The organism is Variovorax sp. GW531-E2, assembly GCF_059423125.1.
In genome coordinates this window covers 78187-102696 of sequence record NZ_JBWKXQ010000008.1, presented here as the reverse complement: position 1 = coordinate 102696, position 24510 = coordinate 78187, and the positions used below count along the sequence as shown (strand labels likewise).

At 70.4% G+C, this 24510-nt stretch carries 16 protein-coding genes; 8 read left to right on the top strand and 8 right to left on the bottom strand.

What is annotated here, in order from left to right:
- Window positions 1-13: 13 nt before the first annotated feature.
- On the bottom strand, window positions 14-919 hold the full coding sequence (gene hemC / locus AC07XP_RS07880; protein WP_495264303.1) for a hydroxymethylbilane synthase: 906 nt from the start codon (window positions 917-919) through the stop codon (window positions 14-16).
- A 106-nt stretch (window positions 920-1025) separates the two neighbouring features.
- Here hemC and ppc point away from each other — a divergent pair, with 106 nt between their 5' ends.
- The 5 genes from ppc to AC07XP_RS07855 all read left to right on the top strand — a co-directional run bounded on the left by ppc (window position 1026) and on the right by AC07XP_RS07855 (window position 14504).
- The gene (gene ppc / locus AC07XP_RS07875; RefSeq protein WP_495264302.1) at window positions 1026-3872 is read left to right on the top strand and encodes a phosphoenolpyruvate carboxylase; all 2847 of its coding nucleotides are present in this window, start codon (window positions 1026-1028) and stop codon (window positions 3870-3872) included.
- A gap of 166 nt (window positions 3873-4038) precedes the next feature.
- On the top strand, window positions 4039-4257 hold the full coding sequence (locus AC07XP_RS07870) for a hypothetical protein (protein WP_062474298.1): 219 nt from the start codon (window positions 4039-4041) through the stop codon (window positions 4255-4257).
- On the top strand, window positions 4254-12464 hold the full coding sequence (locus AC07XP_RS07865) for a glycoside hydrolase family 94 protein (RefSeq protein ID WP_495264301.1): 8211 nt from the start codon (window positions 4254-4256) through the stop codon (window positions 12462-12464). Before AC07XP_RS07870 ends, AC07XP_RS07865 begins: the two co-directional genes overlap by 4 nt.
- Window positions 12465-12499: 35 nt before the next feature.
- Complete coding sequence (locus tag AC07XP_RS07860; RefSeq protein ID WP_495264300.1) at window positions 12500-13042, top strand: hypothetical protein; 543 nt, start codon at window positions 12500-12502, stop codon at window positions 13040-13042.
- Between the two features lie 211 nt (window positions 13043-13253).
- Window positions 13254-14504: an MFS transporter gene (locus AC07XP_RS07855; RefSeq protein WP_495264299.1), complete on the top strand. Its 1251-nt coding sequence runs from the start codon at window positions 13254-13256 to the stop codon at window positions 14502-14504.
- A 6-nt stretch (window positions 14505-14510) separates the two neighbouring features.
- On the opposite strand, the gene AC07XP_RS07850 is transcribed toward AC07XP_RS07855, so the two are convergent.
- Entirely contained in the window at window positions 14511-15437 is a 927-nt protein-coding gene (locus AC07XP_RS07850) for a LysR family transcriptional regulator (RefSeq protein WP_495264298.1), read from the bottom strand.
- A gap of 48 nt (window positions 15438-15485) precedes the next feature.
- Here AC07XP_RS07850 and AC07XP_RS07845 point away from each other — a divergent pair, with 48 nt between their 5' ends.
- On the top strand, window positions 15486-16010 hold the full coding sequence (locus tag AC07XP_RS07845) for a GNAT family N-acetyltransferase (protein ID WP_495264297.1): 525 nt from the start codon (window positions 15486-15488) through the stop codon (window positions 16008-16010).
- Complete coding sequence (locus tag AC07XP_RS07840; protein ID WP_495264296.1) at window positions 15997-17271, top strand: MFS transporter; 1275 nt, start codon at window positions 15997-15999, stop codon at window positions 17269-17271. The genes AC07XP_RS07845 and AC07XP_RS07840 overlap by 14 nt, the downstream gene beginning before the upstream one ends.
- Here AC07XP_RS07840 and AC07XP_RS07835 read toward each other — a convergent pair.
- Entirely contained in the window at window positions 17241-18182 is a 942-nt protein-coding gene (locus AC07XP_RS07835) for a nitrilase family protein (protein ID WP_495264295.1), read from the bottom strand. The genes AC07XP_RS07840 and AC07XP_RS07835 overlap by 31 nt on opposite strands.
- A 118-nt stretch (window positions 18183-18300) precedes the next feature.
- Between AC07XP_RS07835 and AC07XP_RS07830 the strand changes: the two genes are divergently transcribed.
- On the top strand, window positions 18301-18759 hold the full coding sequence (locus AC07XP_RS07830) for a winged helix-turn-helix transcriptional regulator (protein ID WP_095746483.1): 459 nt from the start codon (window positions 18301-18303) through the stop codon (window positions 18757-18759).
- A 13-nt stretch (window positions 18760-18772) separates the two neighbouring features.
- On the opposite strand, the gene AC07XP_RS07825 is transcribed toward AC07XP_RS07830, so the two are convergent.
- The 5 genes from AC07XP_RS07825 to AC07XP_RS07805 all read right to left on the bottom strand — a co-directional run bounded on the left by AC07XP_RS07825 (window position 18773) and on the right by AC07XP_RS07805 (window position 24466).
- Window positions 18773-20068 carry an OprD family outer membrane porin gene (locus tag AC07XP_RS07825; RefSeq protein WP_495264294.1) on the bottom strand — a complete coding sequence of 432 codons (1296 nt, stop codon included), beginning with the start codon at window positions 20066-20068 and terminating at the stop codon, window positions 18773-18775.
- Between the two features lie 40 nt (window positions 20069-20108).
- Window positions 20109-21290 (bottom strand): acetyltransferase domain-containing protein, encoded by a 1182-nt coding sequence (locus AC07XP_RS07820; protein WP_495264293.1) that lies wholly within the window; start codon window positions 21288-21290, stop codon window positions 20109-20111.
- Between the two features lie 76 nt (window positions 21291-21366).
- Window positions 21367-22644: an AI-2E family transporter gene (locus tag AC07XP_RS07815; protein WP_062474318.1), complete on the bottom strand. Its 1278-nt coding sequence runs from the start codon at window positions 22642-22644 to the stop codon at window positions 21367-21369.
- Window positions 22641-23393, bottom strand: a complete 753-nt coding sequence (locus AC07XP_RS07810; protein ID WP_495264292.1) for a LytR/AlgR family response regulator transcription factor — start codon at window positions 23391-23393, stop codon at window positions 22641-22643. The genes AC07XP_RS07815 and AC07XP_RS07810 overlap by 4 nt, the downstream gene beginning before the upstream one ends.
- Window positions 23390-24466, bottom strand: a complete 1077-nt coding sequence (locus AC07XP_RS07805; RefSeq protein WP_495264336.1) for a sensor histidine kinase — start codon at window positions 24464-24466, stop codon at window positions 23390-23392. Before AC07XP_RS07805 ends, AC07XP_RS07810 begins: the two co-directional genes overlap by 4 nt.
- Window positions 24467-24510: the final 44 nt, after the last annotated feature.

The window sequence follows — 24510 nt, the reverse complement described above, 5'->3', positions numbered from 1 at the left end:
GCGCTCACCGTGATCAGTGGGCACCGGCGTCGCGCAGCAGCCCGGCGACGCGCTGGCCGAGGGCATCGGCCCCCGCGAAGTCGCCGGCCTCGGCTTGCGCATGCACGCGCACCAGCGGCGCATCGCCTTCCGGGTCGCCCCAGGCGGCATCGATGCGCAGCGTGCCGTCGGCCTGGCGGCGCGCATGGGCTGCGAGCGGCATGGAGCAGCTGCCGCCCATCGCGCGGCTCACGGCGCGCTCGGCGGTGGTCGAGAGCCAGTCGCCGCGGTGCGCCAGCGGCGCCAGCAGGTCGATGAGGTCCTGGCGGTCGGCGCGCACCTCGATGCCGAGGGCGCCCTGCCCCGCGGCGGGCAGCATGGTGTCGGGGTCGAAGGCGACGCGGATGCGGTCTTCGAGGCCCAGCCGCTTGAGCCCGGCCGCCGCGAGCACGATGGCGTCGTAGTGGCCTTCGTCGAGCTTGCGCAGGCGGGTGTCGAGGTTGCCGCGCAGCGGTTCGATGCGCAGGTCGGGCCGCTGCGCGCGCAGCAGCACCACGCGGCGCAGGCTGGAGGTGCCGACCACCGCGCCCTGCGGCAGTGCGTCGAGCGAGGCGTAGCGCGGCGACACCAGCGCGTCGCGCGGGTCTTCGCGCTCCAGCACGCAGGCCAGCGTGAAGCCCTCGGGCAGCTCCATCGGCACATCCTTGAGCGAATGCACGGCGATGTCGGCGCGCCCGTCTTCGAGCGCGGCTTCGAGTTCCTTGACGAAGAGGCCCTTGCCGCCGACCTTGCTCAGCGTGCGGTCCAGGATCTGGTCACCACGGGTCGTCATGCCCAGCAGGCTGACCGTGTGGCCTCGTTCTTGCAAAAGCGTTTGCACGTGTTCGGCCTGCCACAGGGCCAGCCGGCTTTCGCGCGTGGCGATCACGATGTTGCTCAAGATCGCTCCCAAAAAAGTACATGGTTTCTGACCTCTGGAATGCTAGCATGTTGCGCCGCAGCAACGGAGGCGGCGCGTCCATTCAAGTCCCCAGGAACAACATCGAATGAAAGCCAGCAAGACTCCTGCATCTCCCGCCAAGCGCCGCCAGACCGAAGACCAGCCATTGATCGACGACATCCGGCTGTTGGGCCGAATCCTCGGCGACGTGATCCGGGAGCAGGAGGGCGACGAAACCTACGCGCTGGTCGAGAAGATCCGCACCCTGTCGGTGTCGTTCCGACGCGACGCCGACCATGCCGCCGACCGCGCGCTGAAGAACCTGCTCAAGGGCCTGAGCGCCGCCGAAACGGTGCGCGTGATCCGCGCCTTCACCTACTTCAGCCACTTGGCCAACCTGGCCGAAGACCGCCACCAGATCCGCCGCCGCACCGAGGCCGAGCGCGAAGGCGTGCAGGCCGACGGCGACCTGCAGACCGCCCTGGCCCGCATCCGCAAGGCCGGCATCAAGCCCGACGAGATCGTCGCCTCGCTGGCCCACAGCTACGTCTCGCCCGTGCTCACGGCGCACCCGACCGAAGTGCAGCGCAAGAGCATCCTCGACGCCGAGCGCGCCATCGCCCTGCTGCTGACCACGCGCGACGAGATCAAGCTGCGCCAGAACGCCTACGCCGGCGGAAAAGACGCACTCTCGCCCATCGAGCTGGCCGACAACGAAACCCAGGTGCGCATCCGCGTCACGCAGATCTGGCAGACGCGCATCCTGCGTTTCTCCAAGCTCACCGTGGCCGACGAGATCGAGAACGCGCTGAGCTACTACGAAGCCACCTTCCTGCGCGAGATCCCGCGCGTGTACGCCGACCTCGAGAAGGCGCTGGTGCAAGGCGGGCAGACGCCCTCGGTCGCGCCCTTCCTGCGCATGGGCCAGTGGATCGGCGGCGACCGCGACGGCAACCCCAACGTCACGGCCGAGACGCTCGAGTACGCGCTGAGCCGCCAGTCGGAACTCGCGCTGCGCCACTACCTCACCGAGGTGCACTACCTGGGCGGCGAGCTGTCGCTGTCGGCCACGCTGGTGGATGTGTCGGTCGAGATGCAGGCGCTGGCCGAGCGTTCGCCCGACACCAATGAGCACCGCAAGGACGAGCCCTACCGCCGCGCCCTCACCGGCGTGTACGCGCGCCTGGCCGCCACGCTGCGCGAGCTCAGCGGCGGCGAGGCCGCGCGCCATGCGGTCGCGCCGCAGAACCCCTATGCGAATGCCGAAGAATTCCTGGCCGAGCTGCGCACCATCGAAGAGTCGCTGGTCGAGAAGCACGGCACCGTGCTCGCCGCGCCACGCCTGCGCCCGCTGATCCGCGCGGTGGAGGTGTTCGGCTTCCACCTGGCCACGGTCGACCTGCGCCAGAGCTCCGACAAGCACGAGGCCGTGATCGCCGAGCTGCTCGCCACCGCGCGCATCGAGTCCTCGTATGCGTCGCTGGCCGAAGAGGCCAAGCAGACGCTGCTGCTCAAGCTGCTCGACGACGCGCGTCCGCTGCGCGTGCCCGACGCCGACTACTCGCCGCTCGCCAGGAGCGAGCTGGCCATCTTCGCGGCCGCACGCACCGCACGTGCGCGCTACGGCGCGGCGGCCATCCGCCACTACATCATCAGCCACACCGAAACGGTGAGCGACCTGCTCGAGGCGCTGCTGCTGCAGAAGGAAGTGGGCCTGCTGCGCGGCGCGATGGACAGCAACGCGACCTGCGACCTGATCGTGGTGCCGCTGTTCGAGACCATCGAAGACCTGCGCAACGCCGCGCCCATCGTGCGCGCCTTCTACGCGCTGCCGAACATCCAGGCGCTCATCGAACGCTCGGGCGCCGAGCAGGACGTGATGCTCGGCTACTCCGACAGCAACAAGGACGGCGGCATCTTCACCAGCAACTGGGAGCTGTACCGCGCGGGCATCGCGCTGGTGTCGCTGTTCGACGAGCTGAACAAGAAGAAAAAGAACCCCATCCGCCTGCGCATGTTCCACGGCCGCGGCGGCACGGTGGGACGCGGCGGCGGCCCGAGCTACCAGGCCATCCTGGCGCAGCCGCCCGGCACGGTGCGCGGCCAGATCCGCCTCACCGAGCAGGGCGAAGTGATCGGTTCGAAGTACGCCAACCGCGAGATCGGCCGGCGCAACCTCGAGACGCTGGTGGCCGCCACGCTCGAAGCCACGCTGCTGCCGCAGGGCAAGTCGGCACCGGCGAACTTCCTGTCGGCCGCGGGCGAACTGTCGACCGCGAGCATGGCCGCGTACCGCAAGCTGGTGTACGAGACCCCGGGCTTCGGCGACTACTTCTTCGGCTCCACGCCGATCCGCGAGATCGCCGAGCTCAACATCGGCTCGCGCCCCGCTTCGCGCAACCCGAGCCACAAGATCGACGACCTGCGCGCCGTGCCCTGGAGCTTCAGCTGGGGCCAGTGCCGCCTCACGCTGCCGGGCTGGTTCGGCTTCGGCTCGGGCGTGGAGCAGTTCCTGGCCGCCGCCGGCACCGCCGCGGGCAAGAAGGAACGCCAGGCGCTGCTGCAGCGCATGTACGTGCAGTGGCCGTTCTTTCGCACGCTGCTGTCGAACATGGACATGGTGCTGGCCAAGAGCGACCTCGCGCTGGCCTCGCGCTATGCCGAGCTGGTCACCGACCGCAAGCTGCGCCAGAAGGTGTTCTCGATGATCGAGGCCGAATGGCAACGCACCTCGGACGCGCTCACGCTCATCACGGGCGCCAAGCAGCGGCTCGAGGGCAATGCCGAGATGCAGCGCTCGGTGCGCCACCGCTTCCCCTACATCGACCCGCTGCACCACCTGCAGGTCGAGCTGATGCGGCGTTATCGCGCGGGCGACGGCGGCGAGCGGCTGCAGCGCGGCATCCACATCTCGATCAACGGGGTGGCGGCGGGGCTGCGCAACACGGGCTGACCTGCACACAGCCTCCATGGACAAAGGGCGCCTTGTGCGCCCTTTCCTACGTGCGCTGTCGGCAATGAGGTACCTGTAAGGTCATTTAAAAGGGTACGGTCGGGACACGTTCACAGTTCTCGCAATCGCGCGGCAGCTCGAAGTCGTTTCACAGGAGCCCGTTGCAATGTCCGTCCCGCAGTCCCTTTCCCATTCTCAGATCGATTTCGTCGGCAGCGATTTCGAAGCCCTGGCTTCCCACATGCACCACTGTGCACGTGCCCACGGGCGATGGTTCTCGCTGCGAAGCCACATGCAACGTGTGCGCGCGCTCGCTGCGGGTCGCATTGTCACGATGGCCTGCGTGGCCGTGGTTCTGGGCATCGGCCTGTTCGCGGTCACTTGAGCGCCGCTGCCGTCGTCGACCGCCTCCAAGGGCTCAGTCACTACGCCCGGACCCTTCTGCTCGGTCCGCACGACCCGGTAGCCCTCCCGATTCGCGCCGAACTCTTCGGTGCCCAACGTTTCGAACAGCACGGCCACAGCCTGGCCCGTGCCCAGGTGGTGGAAGACGAGCACCACCGCGCGCGCGAAGGCGCGCCCTTCTTTCCGCGGGTCGACGAGAACCTCGAGTCGCTGCGCGCCGCCTTCGACTACATCGCGCTGATCTCGCTGAGCGGGCGCTATGTATCGCCGGCAGCCGAATGGCTGCTCGACAACTTCCACCTCGTCGAGGCGCAGCTCCAGCAGATCCATGACGGCGTGCCGCGCAGCTACTACGCGCGCCTGCCCAAGCTCGTCACGCCGCCGCTGGCAGGGCTGCCGCGCGTGTACGGCATTGCGTGGGCCTATGTGGCGCACACCGACAGCGTGCTCAACAAGACGCTGTTCACGGCCTTCCTCAACGCCTACCAGGACATCGACGAGCTCATGCTCGGCGAGCTGTGGGCGCTGCCCACCACCCTGCGCGTGGTGCTGCTCGAAAACCTGCGCCGCGTGGCCGAGCGCATTGCCGAGAACAAGGTCGCGCGCGAGATCGCGCATGCGGCCTGGGACGCGGCACCGCACCTCTCGGTGCAAGACCTCGACGTGCTCTACCGCGCACTGCAAAGCCACGGCCTGCAGGACAGCTACCTCACGCAGCTGTGGCAGCGCCTGCCCGTCGAGCACGGCGACGACATGCCCGCGCTGGTGCGCTGGACCGAACAGCACTGCCCCAACGGCCCGGCGTTGATCGGCGACGCGCAGAACGCGCAGGCCGCCGCCAACCTCACGGTCGGCAACATCATCACGACCTTGCGCATGATCGGCCAGGTCGAGTGGAGCGACCTCATCGAGCCGGTGAGCCGCTCGCTGCGCGTGCTGCGCGAACTGCCGAGCTTTGCGAACGAGAGCGAACTCACGCGCCAGCAGATCACGCATGCGATGGAGCAGGTGGCGCGCAGCACCGAACGGCCCGAGCGCGAAGTGGCGCAGGCCGTGGTCACGCTGGCATCGGGCGCGCCGGCCGACGAAGCCGGTGCCGAGACCGACCGTGCCGACGGCACTGCGGGCTATTACCTCTTCGGCCAGGGCCGGCCCGCGCTGATCGCATCGCTGCAGGCGAACGCAGCGCCGGGCCAAGCTGCACGCACTGCGAGCGCGCGGCCCGCACGCAGCTATCGCGGCTGGCGCCTGCCCGTCTACGTGGGGTCCGTCGCCCTCGGCACCGCGCTGCTGCTGGCCGCCGTGCTGCACGGTCTGCCGCATCGCGGCGACTGGACCGCCGTCGCGGCGTTGCTGCTGCTCGCCTGGCCGCTGTCCGAAGCGCTGATTGCGCTGGCGCAACGCATCATGGCGGAGTCGGTGCGGGTGCAGGCCCTGCCACGCCTCGATTTTGCGAACGGCATTCCCGAGCGGCACCGCGCGCTCGTCGTCATGCCCACGATGCTGGGTTCGACCGCGAACAACGCCAGGCTCGCGCACCGGCTCGAACTGCACTGGCTCGCCAACCGCGAGCCCCACGCGCAGTTCGCGCTGCTGACCGACTGGGCCGACGCTTCGCAAGCGGCGATGCCCGACGACGCGCCCTTGCTCGATGACGCTCAGCAACGCATCGCCGCGCTCAACGCCAAGTACCCGCCGGCGGAAGGCGCCGCGCCGCGCTTCCTGCTGCTGCACCGCCCGCGCAGCTGGAGCGAGACCGAGCAGCGCTGGATGGGCTGGGAACGCAAGCGCGGCAAGCTCGAAATGCTGATGCGCCTGCTGGCCAGCGGCGACGCCAGCGGCTTTCTGCCGCTCGCACCGGGCCAGCAGCTCGCGCCCGGCCGCACGCCCTATGTGCTGACGCTCGACAGCGACACCGGCCTGCCGCCCGGCGCGCTGCGCGACCTCGTGTCGATTGCCGCGCATCCGCTGAACGCGCCCGAGATCGACATGCCGAGCCGGCGCGTGGTCGCGGGCTTCGGCATCCTGCAGCCGCGCATCGTCACGCCGTTCCCGATGCGCAGCGAGCGCTCCTTCTTCCACTGGGTGTTCGCCGGACAGTGCGGGCTCGACCCCTACGGCAGCGGCGCGTCCGACATCTACCAGGACGTGTTCGGCAGCGGCTCCTTCACCGGCAAGGGCTTGCTCAACGTGCGCGCGGTGCACGCCACGCTGAACGACCGCCTGCCCGACAGCGCCGTGCTGAGCCACGACCTGCTCGAAGGCAGCGTCGCGCGCTGCGCGATGGTCAGCGACGTGGTGCTGGTCGAAGACCATCCGCACCATGCCGGCGTGGCCGCCTCGCGCGTGCACCGCTGGGTGCGCGGCGACTGGCAGCTGCTGCCGCTGATGTGGCGCGCGCGCCGCTTCGGCATCGACGCGCTGGGCCTGTGGAAGATGAGCGACAACCTGCGCCGGTCCCTGGTGGTGCCGGCGTCTTTCGCGCTGCTGGTGCTGGTGATCTTCACGCAGGCCATGCCGCTGGGCTGGGCGCTGGCCGCCGTCGGCGCGGCGCTCACGCTGGGCCCGCTGCTGGGCGCGCTGGCCGGCCTGGTGCCGACACGCCGCGCCATCGAGTTGCGCCACTTCTTCGACGCGGGCGCGGTCGAGCTGCTGCGCGCCCTGGCCGGTGCGGCCTGGCAGTTCGTGCAGCTGGCGGCGCAGACGCGCCTGCTGCTCGACGCGGCCTTCCTCGCCACCTGGCGGCTGGTCGTGAGCCGCAGGCACCTGCTGCAGTGGACGACGGCCGACCAGGCGCAGGCGCAATCGAGCCAGCGCCTGAAGCCCTTCGTGCGCAGCGCGGCCCTGAGCAGCGCGGTGTGCCTGGTGCTGGCCGTGCTCGCCAACTGGAGCGCCTGGCCGGTGCTCGGCCCCCTGCTCTTCGTGCTGTGGTCGCTGGCACCCATTGCGGCCTGGTGGGGCAGCCGTGTCGATGCGCAAGCCGAAGACCCGCTCGCGCCCGCGCAACGCAGCTACCTCGAGACGCTGGCGCACGACACCTGGCGCTTCTTCGAGCACGTGGTCGGCCCGGACGACCACCACCTGCCGCCCGACAACCTGCAGCTCGAGCCGCAGCCGACCCTCGCGCACCGCACCTCGCCGACCAACATCGGCATGTACCTGCTGGCCACCTGTTGCGCGCGCGAGTTCGGCTGGATCGACACACAAGCCCTGCTGGCGCGCCTCACGGCCACGCTCGACACCGTCGATCGCATGCAGAAGCACAACGGCCACCTGTTCAACTGGTACGACACGCAGACGCTCAAGCCGCTGCCGCCGGACTATGTGTCCAGCGTGGACAGCGGCAACTTCGCGGGCCACCTCGTGGCCGTGGCGAAGGCCTGCCGCGCCTTCGCGGCGGACGCAAGCTGCCAGCCCCACGAAGCACCCGCACTGGAAGCACTGGCCCGACGCTGCGACGCGCTGCACGACGGCATGGACTTCAGCGGCCTCTACGACGCCAAGCGCCACCTGTTCCACATCGGCCTGCGCGTCGAAGAGAACGTGCTCGACGCGAGCTACTACGACCTGCTGGCCTCCGAGTCGCGCCTGTTGAGCTTCCTGGCGATTGCCAAGGGTGACGTGCCGCGCCGCCACTGGATGGCGCTGGGCCGGCCGTTCCTTCTGGTGGGCTTCCAACCCAGCCTGAAGTCGTGGTCGGGCTCGATGTTCGAGTACCTCATGCCCGCGCTCGTGATGACCGAACCCACCGACGGCCTGCTGCAGGTGGCCAATGCCGCGGCCATCGCCGAGCAGCAGGCCTTCGGCCGCGCACAGAACATGCCGTGGGGCGTGTCCGAGTCGGCCTACTTCGCGCAAGACCATTCGCTGGCGTACCAGTACTCGCCCTTCGGCGTGCCGCGCCTGGCGCTGCGGCGCACGCCGCCGACCGACCGCGTGGTGGCGCCTTACGCCAGCCTGATGGCCGCGCCGTTCGCGCCCGAAGCGGCCGTCATCAATCTCGAACTGCTCGAATCGCTCGGTGCGCGCGGCGAGTTCGGCTTTCACGACGCGATCGACTTCACCACCTCGCGCCAGGCCGAGGGCCAGGACTTCACCGTGGTGCGCAACTTCATGGCGCACCACCAGGGCATGTCGCTGGTGGCGCTGTGCAACGTGCTGCGCGACGACGCGCCGCGCCGCTGGTTCGGCAGCGCCGCGCTGGTGCAGGCGCACGAGTCGCTGCTGCACGAGCGCACGCCGCGCCAGATCATCGGCAGCGCCGACCCGCGCACACCGCCCGAGCCCAGCCAGGCCGAGCTGGCGCCGCTGTTCCAGCCGCGCGTGGTCGATCCGACAGGGCCGGGCTTCCAGCCCACGCACCTGCTGTCGAACGGCCGCTACACGGTGGCGCTGCGGGCCAACGGCGCGGGCGTGAGCCGCTGGCGTTCGTTCAACGTGACGCGCTGGCGCGACGATCCGCTGCGCGACAGCTACGGCACTTTCTTCTATGTGCGCGACGAGGGACAAGCCGAACTCACTTCGCTCACCGCCCTGCCCGCGCCCGGCGCCGACTGGCACTACCGCACCCGCTTCCTGGCCGACCAGGTGCAGTTCGATGCGACCAGCCCCGGCCTGCAGGTGCGCACCACGGTGCTCATCAGCCCCGAGGACGACACCGAGCTGCGTAACATCACGCTGCACAACTCGGGCGACGAAACGCGCACGCTCGAACTCATCTCGTACTTCGAGCCGGTGCTGTCGAACCCCAAGGCCGACGAGGCGCACCCGGCCTTTGCCAACCTGTTCGTCGAATCGCGCTGGGAACCGGCATGGCGCGCGCTGCTGCTGTCGCGCAAGCCGCGCCTGCATGGCGATGCGGTGGTGGCCGCGGTGCACTTCGTGGCCTCGGTCGATGCCAACGTGCTGTCGATCGACTGCATGACCGACCGGCGCGCCTTCATCGGCCGCAACCGCACGCTGGCCGACCCCGCGCTCGACCCGCAACCGCTCACAACCCAGGGCAAGCCGATGAACGGCCTGGACCCCATCGCCTGCCTGCGCGTGCGCCTGTCGATCGCGCCGGGCACCACCGCGCGCCTGAGCTTCGCCACCGCCGCCGACGAAAGCATCGAGGCGCTGATGCCCTGCATCGACCGCTACCTGCAGCCCATGCACGTGGAGCGCGCCACCCGCATGGCCGCCACGCTGGCGCAGGTGCGGCTGCGCGACCTGAGCATCGCGCCCGCGCAGAACCTGGCGCTGCAGGACCTGACGACCATCCTCACTTACACCACGCCGCGCGTGATGAGCGACCGCGGGCTGATCGACCTGCGCCAGATCTGGCGCTTCGGCATCTCGGGCGACAAGCCCATCGTGCTCGTCTACATCCACTCGATGAACGGCATGGGCCTGATCAACACGCTGCTGCGCGCGCAGCCGTGGTGGGGCTTCGGCGGCGTGGCCTGCGACCTGGTGGTGCTCAACAGCGAACCCAACTCGTACCTCATGCCGCTGCAGCGCGAGATCGAGATGCTGCGCACGCGCGTCGCACAGCAGACGCAGAACAGCTTTCCGCGCAACGACACCGCCGGCTTCTACCTGCTGCGCGACCAGGACGTGGTGCCTTCCGAAAAGGCCGCGCTCTCCAGCCTGGCGCGCGTGGTGTTCACGGCCGACGGCCGCGCGCTCGAAGTGCAAGTGGCGGCGTTGCATGAGGCACGCAGTCCGACCATCGCCGACGACAGCAGCGCGCCGGTGCAGCACCGCACGCCGCTGTTGAGCCGGCAGGCGACCTCGTCGAGTGTCACCGCACCCACCGGCGACTTCGACGCCGAGAGCGGCGAGTTCCGCTTCGAGGTCGGCCCCGACCGCCGCACGCCGCGCCCGTGGATCAACGTGATCGCCAACGCCACCTTCGGCTTCCAGGTGTCCGAGTGGGGCACCGGCTACACCTGGGCCGGCAACAGCCGCATGCACCAGGTCACGCCCTGGTCGAACGATCCGGTGCAGGACCCGGCCTTCGAGCACTACCTGCTGCAGGACGTGGCAACGCGAGAGATGCTCCCGCTCACGCCCGCCGGTGGCAGCGATGGCACCACCCGCCACCGCGTACGGCACGGCCAGGGCTACACCGTCTTCGAATGCCGCCAAGGCGACCTCGCATTCGAAACCACCTTCTTCGCGGACCGCGACGAGGCCGTCAAGCTGGTGCATGTGCGCGTGCGCAATGAAGGCGCCGGCCAGCGCCGCCTGCGCGCGCTCGCGATGGTCGAGTGGCAACTGGGCGCTGCGCGCGGCGAACGGCGCACCGTGCATTGCTGGAAGCCCGAAGACCAGCCGGCCGTGTTCGGCCAGCAACGCGAATCGAGCGCGGGCTTCGGCGGCAGCGCGGCCTTCCTGCTGCTCGCAGGCCTGCAGGGCGCGACGACCGGGGCCACGCAATGGACCTGCGACCGCAGCGAATTCTTCGCCGGCCGCGGCATCGTCGAAGTGCCCGACACGCTGGCGCGGCGCGCCGGCAGCGGGCTCGACGCCTGCGCGGCCCTCAGCGGTGAGTTCGTCGTGGCGGCGGGCGAAACCGCAAGCTTCAGCTTCGTGCTGGGCCACGCGGGCAATGCCGACGCGGCGCTCGAGCTTGCGCGTCGCTGGCGACAGCGCGACGTGCCCGAGGCGCTGGCGCAGGTGCGCGGCTTCTGGGACGACCTGCTGGGCCGCCTGCAGGTGCGCACGCCCGACCCGCTGTTCGATGCGCTGGTCAACCGCTGGCTCGTGTACCAGACGCTGGCCTGCCGGCTCTGGTCGAAGGCCGGCTTCTACCAGGCCGGCGGCGCCTTCGGCTTTCGCGACCAGCTGCAGGACGCGATGGCCTTCGCGCTCACCGATCCGCCGCGCCTGCGCGCGCAGATCCTCGTGAACGCGGCGCGCCAGTTCCCCGAAGGCGACGTGCAGCACTGGTGGCACATGCCCGGCGGTGCCGGCGTGCGCACGCATTTTTCGGACGACCTGCTGTGGCTGCCGTATGCGTCGGCGCACTACGTCGAGGTGACGGGCGATGCCTCGCTGCTCGACGAAATGGTCGGCTTCATCGAAGGCCCCGGCATTCCCGAGGGCGCCGAAGACGCCTACTACGCGCCGCAGAACAGCGGCCGCATGGCCACCGTGTTCGACCATGGCGCGCGCGCCATCGACCGCAGCCTGAAGACCGGCGTGCACGGCCTGCCGCTGATGGGCACCGGCGACTGGAACGACGGCATGAACCGCGTCGGCCACGAGGGCCGTGGCGAATCGGTGTGGCTCGCGTGGTTCCTGTGCAGCGTGGTCGAGCGCTTCGCGCCGCTCGCGCAAGCGCGCGGCGAACACGAACGCGCCGCGCGCTGGACCGAAGCGCGCACGGGCTGGATCGCCGCGCTGCACGACGCCGGCTGGGACGGCGCCTGGTTCCGCCGCGCCTTCTTCGACAACGGCGCGCCGCTGGGCTCGTCGATCAACGGCGAATGCCGCATCGACCTGATCGCACAGGCCTGGTCGGTGCTCTCGGGCGCCTCGGACGCGGCCCACACCGGCCCGGCCATGGCCGCCATCGGCAAGCACCTGCACGACGAACCGGCCGGCCTGCTGCGGCTGCTGGCGCCGCCTTTTTCCCAGTCGACCCCCAACCCGGGCTACATCCAGGCCTACCCGCCGGGCGTGCGCGAGAACGGCGGCCAGTACTCGCACGGCGCCGTGTGGGCGCTGATGGCGCAGGCGCTGCAGGGCGACCATGACGCGGCGTGGCAAAGCTTCGAAGGCCTGAGTCCGGCCCACCGTTCACAGCACCCCGCGCGCGGTCCGGTCTACGAGCTGGAGCCCTATGTGATGGCGGGCGACGTCTACGGCGCCGCGCCCTATGTGGGCCGGGGCGGCTGGAGCTGGTACACCGGCTCGGCCGCATGGCTGCATCGCGCGGCCATCGAGACCTTGCTGGGCCTGAACGTGAAGGGCAGGCAGTTGTCGATGACGCCGCATGTGCCTGCGCACTGGCCGGGCTTCGAAGTCGCGCTGCGACTCGGCCAGCGCCGGCTCACGCTGCAGTGGGGCACCGTCGAAGGCGCCGCTGCACCCACGCACCATGTGGCGGTGGGCGAATGGATCGACTGGCAGGCGCTGCCGGCGGATGCGGTGCTGGGGGTCGCTCAAGCGGCAGGCAAAGGGCAGATGACGGCGTAGGTTATGGTCCGGACCCGCTTTCACCCCGCGCATTCATGACCAAAATCCAGTTCCGCCGACGCGTCATCGTCCTGATCCTCCTGTGCGTGGCCGTGGGCGGCGGCATCGTGCGGCACTACGCGGCGCCCGGCACCACCACGCGCGACATCGCCACGCTGCTGATGGTGCTGTGGGTGCCGATCATCGGCAACGTGATCGGGTGGCTCATCGGCAAGCTGCCGCGCCGCACGCCGAAGCAGGCGCCGCCCGCAGGCTTCGACGCGCTGCCCGAGTTCACGCCGCACCTGGCCGTGGAACTCACCTTCCGCCGTCCCTCGGTGCCGGCGCGGGACGTGCCGCTGGGCCCCGGCGAATACCGGGGCGCGCTGGTGCTCGACACCGAAGGCTTCTCGGCGCGCTGGCGCGTGCCGCAGGGCACCTCGCTCGCGCGCGGCACGCCGGTCGCGCTCGACATCGAATTTCTCTCGCCGGCCGTTGCGCAGCCGAAGTTCGTGCAGGGCACGGCCTTCCGCGTGCTGGTCGATGAATCGTTCGTGGCCGACGGACAGGCGCTGCAGTTGCGCCCTGCCCACACTTAATCCCGGCAACTCAAAAAGACGGTGATGGCGAAAGGCGCCATTGCCGCATCCCCGGGCGGCTGCAGACAGCAAAGGGGTCGATTGTTCGCCGCAGGGAAACTGTCTACTGCTCCACCGCCCCTTGGTCGCAAGGCGGCCGGCTCGCACACTCCAATGCCCCCTCACCGGCATTGGCGTCTTCATCGCCGATGCGTTCAAGGACTGCATCTCCATGATGAATTCTTCCGGCAGCACCCCCTGCATCGACGATCTGGCCGCGCCCGCGCGCGACGCCGTGGCCGCCCCCACCCGCTCCGCGTGGCTCGCGGTCGGCTCCATTGCCGTTGGCACCTTCGCGATGGTGTCGACCGAGTTCATGCCCATCGGCCTGCTCACCGACATCGCGCGCGGCCTGAACGTGTCGGACGGCACGGCCGGCCTGATGATCACCATGCCCGGCGTGCTCGCCGCCTTCGCCGGGCCGGCGCTGATCGTCGCCTCGGGCCGGCTCGACCGGCGCACGGTGCTGATCGCGCTCACGCTGCTCCTGATCGCCTCGAACCTGCTGGCTGCGTTCGCGCCCAACTTCACGACCATGCTGGTCGCGCGCCTGATGCTCGGCCTGGCCGTGGGCGGCTTCTGGACCTTCGCACCGGCTGCCGCCACGCAGCTGGTGCCCGACGCCTCGAAGGCGCGCGCCATGTCGCTGGTGCTGGCCGGCGTGTCGGCCGCCACGGTGCTCGGCGTGCCCGCGGGCTCGTGGCTGGGCACGATGTTCGGCTGGCGCGCTTCGTTCGCCGTGACCGGCGCGCTGGCCGCGGCGGTGCTGCTGGTGCAGCTGTGGCTGCTGCCCGCGATTCCGCCGCAACGTGCCATCGGTGTGCGCGACCTGCTCACGCCGCTCACGCGCCGCATGGCGCAGGTCGGCCTGCTCGCGGTGCTGTTCTTCATCGCCGGTCACTTCGCGGCCTACACCTACCTGAAGCCGCTGCTGCAGCAGGTGTTCGGCCTGCAGGCCAACGCGGTCTCGACGCTGCTGCTGGTCTACGGCGCGGTGGGCTTCATCGGCACCTTCCTGGGCGGCAGCCTGGTGGCGCGCAGCGTGCGCGGCACCACCCTGCTGGCGGCGCTGATGCTCGCCACGGCGCTGCTGCTGTCGACGCTGATCGGCACCGGCATGGTGGCCGGCGCGGTGGTGGTGGTGATCTGGGGTGTGGCCTTCGGCCTGATCCCGGTGGCGCTCACCGGCTGGATGATGGAAGCCGTGCCCGACGCGCAGGAAGCCGGCCAGGCCCTGCTGGTGACGGGCTTCCAGGTGGCGATCGCCTCGGGCGCGCTGATCGGCGGCCTGATGGTCGACAGCCGCGGCATCTCGCCCACGATGGTGCTCAGCGGCGTGCTGGTGCTGATCGCCGCGCTCATCGTCGGCACGCTGGGCCGCGCACGCGGCGGCGCGGCGCCGCTGGCGGCCATTCCGGAGTAAATACCTTCAACGGCGGCCGGGCTTCTTGCCGGCCGCCACGATCGCTTCGAGCACCGTGCGCAGCGCCTTGTTGAGCGGCTTGTCGCGACGGATCACCACCGCCAGCGTGCGGTGCATGCGCGGGGCCAGGCGGCTGGCCTTCAGCGCCGGATGGGCACCGCGCCCCGCCATCGACATGCCGGGCACCAGGCCGTAGCCCAGCCCCGCGGCCACCATCTCCTTCATCGCCTCGACGCTGCCCAGCTCCATCACGGGCTGCGGCTGCAGGCCCTCGGCGGCAAACCAGCGGTCGACCAGCTTGCGCGTGTTGGCCGCGGGCTCGAACAGCACCAGCGGCAGCGGCGCCAGGTCGGCCGGCGTGACGCGGGCCTTGAGCGGCGCGAGGTCGGCGCGGCCGATGGCGACGAACTCGTCGTCGCACACCGGGATCACGCTCAGCGAACGCCCGGCCGCGGGCAGCGTGACCAGCGCGAGGTCGATGCTGTTGTCTTCCACCTTGCGCACGTGCTCGTCGGTGTTGCCCGTGCTCACCACCACGCTGAGCGCCGGGAATTCCTCGCGCAACTGGCGCAGCACTGCCGGCAAGAAATACAGGCAGGCCGTGGCACCCGTGCCCAGCCGCACGCGGCCCGTGACGCCGCGCGCGTGGTCGGCCACCGCGTCGACGGCGTTCTCGACCGCCGCTTCGATCTGCGGCACATGGCGCAGCAGTTCCGCACCAGCCGGCGTGGCCCGCGCGCGCTTGCCGACGCGCTCGATGAGCCGCACGGCGAGCCGGCGTTCGAGCTGGCGCACCTGCAGGCTCACGGCCGGCTGCGACAGGCCGAGCCGGTCGGCCGCGGCGGAGAAGCTGCCGGTGTCGATCACCAGGGCGAAGGTGGCGAGCTGGTCGAGGTTGAGGTTTTTTTCCAAAGTATTTCTTATGCGCTGCATAGGTGGACCCAGCTTCACTTATAGCTTCTGCCTCGTCAAGATCGACCCATGCCCTCTCCCACCCTCGCTCTCGCCACGCTCGACATCGCCGATGCCGAGCCCCACCACATGGCCCGCGTGCAGGCCATCTACAGCCACTACGTGCTGCACGACCTGTGCTCGTTCGAAGAAGAAGTGCCCAGCGCGGCGCAGATGCAGGCGCGCCGCATCGACGTGCAGGAGCGCGGCCTGCCCTACCTCGTGGCGTTGAAAGATGGCGAGGTGGCCGGCTACGCCTACGCCGCCCCCTACCGCGCGCGCTCGGCCTACCGGCACACGGTGGAAGACTCGATCTACGTCGCGCCCGACATGCATGGCCACGGCATTGGCACGGCGCTGCTGCAGGCGGTGATCCACCGCTGCACCGAGGCCGGCTTCACGCAGATGGTCGCGTGCATCGGCCACAGCGGCAACGCAGGCTCGCAGCGGCTGCATGCGCGCCTGGGCTTCGAGGCGGTCGGCGTGCTGCGCCACGTCGGTTTCAAGTTCGGCCGGTGGGTCGACACCGTGCTGATGCAGCGTGCACTGCGCTGAACACACCCCAGCGCCGCAGCGCGGATGGCTCGCACTGCTGTGCGCGAGCCGGCTGCTGCAGGGGATGATCGTCACGGCCTACTCGGGCGTGCTGCCGTTCATGCGCGACGACTGGCAGATGACGGCCGCGCAGGCCGGCTCGATCCAGAGCGCCTGGCACGTGGGCTACATGAGCTCGCTGTTCGCGGTGGGCCTGCTGGCCGACCGCTTCGGCCCGCACCGCATCTTCGCGGTCGGTGGCGTGATCGGCGCGGCCGCATCGCTGGCCTTCGCCCTCTTCGCACACGACCACCGCTCGGCCCTGCTGCTGTACGGCCTGGCGGGGCTGTGCGCGGGCGCCTCGTACACGCCGGGGCTGCAGCTGCTGTCGCTCAACGCCGGGCCGGCGGTGCGCGGGCGTGCCATGGGGCTCTTCCTCGGCGCGGCGTCGATGGGCTATGCGTTGTCGCTCGCGGTGGTGGCAGGGTTCAGCGTGGTGGCGCACTGGCGCACCGGGCTGCTGGTGGCGGCGGGCTGCACGGTGATGGGCGTGCTGCTGGCCCAGCTCGCGCTGCGGCGCATGGCGCCGCCTGCGCCACGGGTCGCCGGTGCGCCGCGCGAAGGCGTGCTGCAGGCGCTGAGCGCGACCGTGCGCGACCGGCCCGCGATGGCCGGCAACTGGGCCTACGCCTTCCACTGCTGGGAACTCATGGCGCTGTGGGCCTGGCTGCCCGCCTACCTCATGGCCTCGTCCCGTGGCGGCGCGAGCGCGTGGCCGGCCGCGGGCATCGCGCTGGCGGCGTTCGCGCACCTCGTGAGCGTGTTCGGCAGCGTGGTGGGCGGCGCGGCCTCCGACCGGCTGGGCCGCGCGCGCGTGATGATGATCGCCACCCTCGCGAGCCTGGCCCTGTCGTTCAGCTTCGGCTGGATGTGGACCTGGCCGCTGTGGGCGCTGGCCGCGATGGCGGCGCTGTACAACCTGCTGGCCATCGCCGATTCGTCGGTCTACTCGACCGCGCTGGCCGACGTGGTGGCGCCGCACCGGCTCGGCGTGGCCTTCTCGGTGCGCTCGGTGATGGGCTTCGGCGCGGGCGCGCTCAGCCCTTGGGTGTTCGGGCTGGCGCTCGACTGGGGGCAGGCGCGGTTCGGCTTCGGCAGCACGTACGCGTGGGTGGCGGCGTGGAGCTCGGTCGGGCTCGGGGCGCTGCTCGGGCCGTGGATGATCGTGCGTTTTGCGCGGCTCAGCGCGAGTCAGCGCGGTAGGGCCACACCGCCCCGATAGCCCAGCATCGCGTCGTACAGATCGGTTCGCCGGTCGCGGTGCAGGTCGTTGAGCGGCGTCCAGATCGGCGCGGAGCGCGCGGCGCCCAGGTCGACGTCGGCATAGAGGATGGTCTCTTCCTCGGGCCCGGCGATGCGCCCCATCGGCCAGCCGTTCGTGCCCGCGATCAGCGAGTTGCCCATGAAGCCCGTGCCGCGCTCGCGGCCCACGCGGTCGGCGGTGGCGATGAAGACGTTGTTGGCGTGCGCGGCCGTCATCGTCAGGTAGGCCGCCATGCACACGCCGCTGGCGTCGTACAGCGGCGGCGGCGTCCAGACCCAGCCCGTGGGCACGCAAATGATGTCGGCGCCCTGCTGCGCCACGATGCGCGGCGCCTCGGGAAACCAGATGTCCCAGCACACGAGCAGGCCGATGCGGCCGATCTTCGTCTCGAACACCGGGTAGCCCTCGTTGCCGGGCGTGAACCACAGCTTCTCGTTGTTCCACAGGTGGGTCTTGCGGTAGCGGCCGATGTAGCCCTCGGGGCCGACGAGCACGGCCGTGTCGAACAGCTGCATGCCGTCCTGCTCGGCCAGGCAGCCGACGAGGTACACGCCGTGCTGCGCCGCGAACGCGACCCAGCCTTGCACCGTGGGGCCGTGCGGCACGGGCTCGGCATGGGCGAAGGCTTCTTCGCGGCCGTTGAAGCAGTAGCCGGTGGTCGCCAGCTCGGGCAGCACGATGAGCTGCGCACCGCCGGCCACCGCAGCCTCGAGCTGTTGGCGCACGGCAGCGGCGTTGCGCGCGAGGTTCTCGACGCCGACCTGCGGGTCGAACTGCACGACGGCCACGCGCACAGGGCTGGCGCGCAGGCCGGGCACGGCGTCGCCGCCGGAAGGGATGTCGTGGGGAGCTGGGGTCGGGAGGGTCATGGCCATTTCAGGTTTCAAATTAAAACCATGTGGATGCTATTCGCATTGGTTTTAATTTGCAACCAATCCAGCGCTACGGTCTAATCCCGCCATCCCAGGGACGCACAGGAAACACACGATGGCCAGGAGAAAAAGTCTGAGGTTCGACGCCTGCCCGATGGCGCGCGCGCTCGAGATCGTCGGCGACCAGTGGTCGCTGCTGATCGTGCGCGACGCCTTCGACGGCATGCGGCGCTTCGGCGAGTTCCAGCAGAGCCTGGGCGTGGCCAAGAACATCCTGGCCGACCGGCTGAAGTGGCTGGTGCAGGAAGGCGTGTTCGACCTCGTGCCCGCCTCGGACGGCTCGCTCTACCAGGAGTACGCGCTGACGGCCAAGGGCCGCGGCCTGTTCCCCGTGGTGGTCGGCCTGCGGCACTGGGGCGAGGCGAACCTGTTCGCGCCCGGCGAGCCGCATTCGGTGTTGCTGGAGCGCGAAAACGGTGAGCCGGTAGCGCCGATCGACCTGCGCACGCGCGACGGCCAGCCGCTCGACCCCGCCGCGACCTTCGTGAAGAAGCTGCCCGTCACGGCCCCCTGACAGCGCCGCCCGCTCAGTCGTTGCCGATCGGGTACTCCAGCGCGACGCGGATCTGGCGCGTGTTGAGTTCGGCCTGCGCCTTGTTGTTGCGGTGCTCGCCGTAGCGCAGCAGAAGGGCCAGGCCCTTGGCGCTGCCTTGCTGGACCGTGTAGCGCAGCCAGAGGTCGCGCTCCCAGTGCCGGCCGCCCTGCCCGTAGCCCAGCCATGCGTAGCCTCCGCTCGGCGGCACCCGGCTGCCGTCGATGCCACTGCCGCGGATGTAGGCCGCGCCCAGGCTCAACCCGGGTGCGCCCCAACGCGCGGCATCCACTTCGTACCGCAGCTGCCACGACCGCTCATGCGGCGCGTTGAAGTCGGACAGCTGCGCTGCATTGCCGAGCCAGACGGCGCCGCGCGTCACGTAGTCGAACGGCGTGTCGCCCGCGACCTTCTGCCAGCCCAGGCCCAGGCGGTGGGGGCCGTGGGCGTAGCTGGTCATGAGGCTCGCGGTGGTGTTGTCCACCGGGCCGGCCAGCGCGCGGCCCATGTCCTTGCTGCGGTACACCTGCAGGTCGAAGGACAGCGCACGCTTCTCCGGGAGCGGCACCGTGTAGTGGGCGCCCAGGTAGCCCGTGCGCCAGGTGTCCTTCAGGCGTGCGACATAGGCCGTGAGCGACAGCGAAGCGCTGCCCTTCCAGGTGCCGCCGGCAAAGTCGAACACGTCGCCACGCGGTGACTTCGGGTCGAGGTAATTGACGATCAACGGGTGGTTCGTGCCGCGCGCATGGCGGTCGGTCGACCCGGTGAAGCGGCCGGCCTGCAGCGTGAGCGTGTCGAACTCGCGGCTCGTCAGCAGCCAGCCGCGCATGGTCTCGGGCAGCAGGCGGGAATCGGACGCGCTGAAGATCGGCGTCTTGACGCGTTGCTCACCCACCGTCAGCACGGTGGCGGAGATGCGCGCCTTCAGCGCCACGCCGCCGCGCGCGATGCCGTCCTGCGCGTAGCCCGCGCCGTCCACCGGCAGCATGCGGATCTTGCCGACGCGCAGATCGTCGCCGTCGAGGCTGCGCGCGAGCGAGGCATGCGCGTCCACGCCGAAGCCGATCCAGCCCGGGGTGAAGCCCGACGCGAGGGTGCCCATGACGCCGTAGCCCCACTCCTGCGCGTAGTCGCTGCGCCGCGCCTTCGGCAGCGTGGCGTTGCGCCCGCCGTTGCTGCGGTCGCCGTACAGGTAGCTCCGGTGCTCGTACACGCTGCGCTGGAGCACGTGCCAGCGCGTGTCCTCGACGAAGCCGCCGCCTTCGGCCGCGAGGGCGGACGTGCCCAGCATGGCGAGAGCCGCGCCGCAGAACCGCCTCATCGCCAGCCGCTCACAGGTACTTGAGCCACGCGATGTCGCGGCGCCGCGCCTTCAGGGCGGCGAAGGCGCGCACCGCCGGATACAGCGCAAAGGCCAGCACCCCGGTGACCAGCCACACCATCCAGACGGCGTCGAAGCCGAACAGGCGGCCCTGGTTGGGGCCCCATACCGCCTCGGCCCCCAGGTAGAGGAACTTGAGCACGTACAGGTGCAGCACATAGAAGAACATGGGCGCCGCGCCGAACACGGCCAGTGGTGCGAGCCAGGCCGCGCCCTGCCGGCGCTCGAACAGGCGCAGCAGCCACAGCCCCGCGCCGAGCGTCAGCGCGATGAACAGCAAGGACGGCGGGTACTTCGTGACGTTGAGGAAGGCCATCACGGTCGTCAGCGCGCTGTCGCCTGCTGCCCAGGGCTTGTCGCCGTAGGCATTGAGTGCGCGCAGCGCCACGAAGCCAACGAGCAGGCCCACAGCCCACGCGAGCAGCCGCCGCTGGCGCTGCGGTGCATCGGCGCCGGGCAGGAACCACGGCCCGGCGACGTAGCCCAGCGCGATCACGCCGATCCACGGCAGCAGCGGGTACGACGTGCGCAGCCTCAGGGCCTCGGACACCTCGATCCAGCCCCGGTCGTGCAGCACCGCCCAAGGCACGTGCAGCACATGGCCGACGGGAAAGTGCACGCCGTCGAGCAGGTTGTGCCCCGCCACCAGCACCACACCCAACACGACCAGCGCCCGGCGCGGCAGCCACACCAGTGCCGACAACGCCAGCATCGACAGCCCGATCACCCAGATCACCTGCAGGAACACGGTGGCCGGCGGGAACTGGAAGGTCCACGCAAAGTTGACGACCGTGACCTCCAGCAGCACGAGGAACAGGCCCCGCTTCCACAGGAACGAGGACGCCGCCGCGCGGCCGTCCGCCTGCTTCGCGCCGTAGAGAAAGGCCGACAGCCCGGTCAGGAACACGAACACCGGCGCGCACAGGTGCGCCAGCAGGCGGCCGAAGAACAGCGCCGGCGGCGTCTGCGCCACGAGCATCGGGTCGGGCACCTGGTGGTGCAGGTAGAAGGTCTCGCGCACGTGGTCCAGCAGCATGAACAGGATCACGAGGCCGCGTAGCGCGTCGATCGAAAGCAGCCGGGCCGGGGCGCCGGCCCCGGGTGGCAAGGAAGCGGATGAAACGTCGGGCATTTAATTATTGCGAATTGATTCGCAATAATTTACAGCATCGGACGATGCACCCTCCTGAAGGGATTGAAGGGCCGGTTTATTCGCCGAGCAGTTCGCCGATCGGCTGCAGGTCTTCCACCCGGTCGCAGATCGACTTGATGACCATGGTGATCGGGATGCCCAGCAGCAGACCCCAGATGCCCCACAGCCAGCCCCAGAAGATCACGCCCACGAACACCGCCACCGGGTTCATGCGGCTGGTGCGGCTGGTGAGCCAGGGCATCAGCAGGTTGCCGACCACCGTGTGGATGGCCAGCGACACGCCGCCCACCAGCAGCGCCATCTCGATGCTGCTGAACTGCAGGAAGGCCATGAGCCCCGCCGCCACCAGCACGATCACCGAGCCGATGTAGGGAATGAGGTTGGTCACGGCCGCGATGATTCCCCACACGGCCGCGTTCTCCACGCCGAGCAGCCAGAACGCCAGGCCGGTGGTCAGCCCCACCAGCCCGCTCACCAGGATCTGCACCAGCAGGTAGCGCTCGATGTTGCGCGTGATGTCGTCCAGCACGTGCACCGTGACCTTCTTCTTCTGCAGGCTGGGCCCGGTGATCTTGATGAGCTTGCGCCGGAAGGTGTCGCCCGAACACAGCGCGAAGTAGGTGAGGAAGGCCACCAGCGTGAGCTGCCCCAAGGCGTTGAGCAGGCCGACCGTGCCGCTGAGCAGGTAGTCGCGCACGTTGAAGCCCGGCCGCTCGATCACGACGCGCGCCACGCCCTTGCGCGAAGCGACGCGCGCGGAGTTTTCCTCGGCCGCTTTCTCGAGCTGCGCGGCGGCCTGCTGCACGCTGTCCAGCGGCGTGGCGCTGGCGTTCTTGTCGCGGCGCATGGCCTGGCCGAGCTTCTGCGCGGCGACCGGCAGCGAATCGAGCAGTTGCGAGGCGCTGCCCGAGAGCGAGTAGCCGGTCCACCCGAGCCCGCCGAACAGGCCCAGCAGGATCGCCGCCGCGCCGATCCAGCGCGGCACGTACCAGCGGTGCAGGCGCTCGACCAGCGGCGACAGCGCGTAGTTCAGCAGCAGGCTCAGCATCAGCGGCACGAACACGGCCTGCCCCCAGCGCAGCGCGAAGACGCTGGCGAGCACGGCCAGCACCACCAGCGAGGCGCTGCGCACGTCGACCGGCATGTGCAGCACGAAGCGCCTGCGCAGGGCGGAGGTCGCCTCTTCGGCGGTCGCGCTCGGCTCGACCGGCGCTGCGGGCTCGACGGGGTCGACCGGCGGCGCCGGCACCGGTGCGGGCGCAGGCGGCGGCTCATCCGCAGCCACCGGCCGTTCAGGCGCCGGTTTCGGGCCGGCCGGGGTGTCGTCGGTCATCGCGATTCCTTCAGCATCTCGCGCACCGCGGCCAGCTGGCGGCGCGACACCGCCACGGGCTCGGGCACCGAGTCCAGCCGCAGCGCCCAGCCATCGGCGTCTTCGCCGTCGTCGTAGCGCTCGAGTGCGCGGATCGCCGAGCGCGCCACCAGCGCGTTGCGGTGCACGCGCAGGAAGCGGTTCGGGTAGCGCTCCTCGAAATCGTTGAGCGAGCCGTCGAGGATGTGGCTGCGCGTGGCGGTGCGCACCGTGAGGTACTTGTATTCGGACTTGAGGTACAGCACTTCGGACAGCGGCACGCGCTCGGCGCGGCCCCGGTCCTGGATCAGCACGCACTCGGGCGTGGCCTCAGCCGCCGGCTGGGCGGCGCGGCGCTCCTTCAGGAAGCGTTCGACCTTCTGCAGCGCCTGCTGCAGCCGCTCGGCGCGCACGGGCTTGGTGAGGTAGTCGACCGCCTCCAGCTCGAAGGCCGTGACCGCGTGGCTGGCGTGCGCCGTCACGAACACCACGGCCGGCGCGTCGGGCCGGCTGCGCAGCGCGCGCGCCACCTCGATGCCGTCGACACCGGGCATGTGCACGTCGAGCAGCACGAGGTCGAGGTCCATCGCGGCCAGGTGGGCCAGCGCCTCTTCGCCTTGCGCGGCCTCGGCCGCCACCTCGGCGGCGGGCGAGGTGCAGTCGCGCAGCAGCGTGCGCAGGCGCGAGCGGGCCAGGGCTTCGTCGTCAACGATCAGGGTCTTGAGGCTCATGAGGATTCGGCGGGGATGGCAATGCGTACGCGGTAGTTCTTCTGGTCCATGCCGGCGCTGAACTGCATCTGCATGTCGTGCAAGAGGCGCAGCCGCTCGCGCACGTTGTCCAGGGCGATGCCGTGGCCGCGCGGCAACGGCTCGTCGGCCCAGCGCAACGGCGGCAGGCTGTTGACCACCTCGATCACGACCATGCCGCCGCGCCGCTCGGTGCGGATGCGCAGCTTGCCGCCCTCGGGGCTGGGCTCCACGCCGTGCTTGATGGCGTTCTCGACCAGCGGCTGCAGCAAGAGCGGCGGCAGCCGCGCGTCGCTGGCGGCGGCATCGAGGTCCCAGCGGATGCGCAGGCGCTCGCCGAAGCGCACCTGCTCGATGGCCAGGTAGCGCTCGGCCAGCGCGATCTCGTCGGCCAGCGTGCCCGATTCGCCGGGCACGGTGAGCGCCTGGCGGAACAGCTCGGCCAGGTCTTCCAGCATGGTCTCGGCCTTGGCCGGTTCCTCGCGCACCAGCGCGATGGCGCTGTTGAGCGTGTTGAACAAAAAGTGCGGGCGGATGCGCGACTGCAACTCTTCGAGCCGGGCCGTGGTCGCGGCCGGCGTCTGGCCGCGCGCGCGCAGCACCATCGCCGCCATCACCAGCCCCGCGAACAGCGCGCCGGCCAGCGCGCTGGCCAGCCAGGGGGCGCTGGCGATCACGCCGGTCAGGCGCAGCAGGCCGCAGCCATACAGCGAGGCCACGGCGCCCAGCACGGCGCCCGCGGCGTACTGGCCCGGGGGCGGCAGGCGCCGCAGCTGCTTCTTGAGCCCGCAGGCCGCCACCAGCCACAGCAGCGTGGCGGGCAGCGCGCCGCCGGTGACCGTGGCCGCCTGCACCAGCCATTCGCCGAAGGAGCCGACCACGAACAGCGTGGCCACCGCCACCACCGCTTCGACGAACACCACGGTGCGCAGCACCACGCCGATCTGGCAGGCGTCGAACAGCGCCGGGCCGCCGCGCACGGGCGCGCGCACGCGTTCCGGGGACGAAGCGGACGTGGAGGGGGAGCTGGCCGATAAAATCGCCGGGTTGCGCATCGCAGACATCAGATCCATCGGGTGACCAACCCATTATTGCCTTC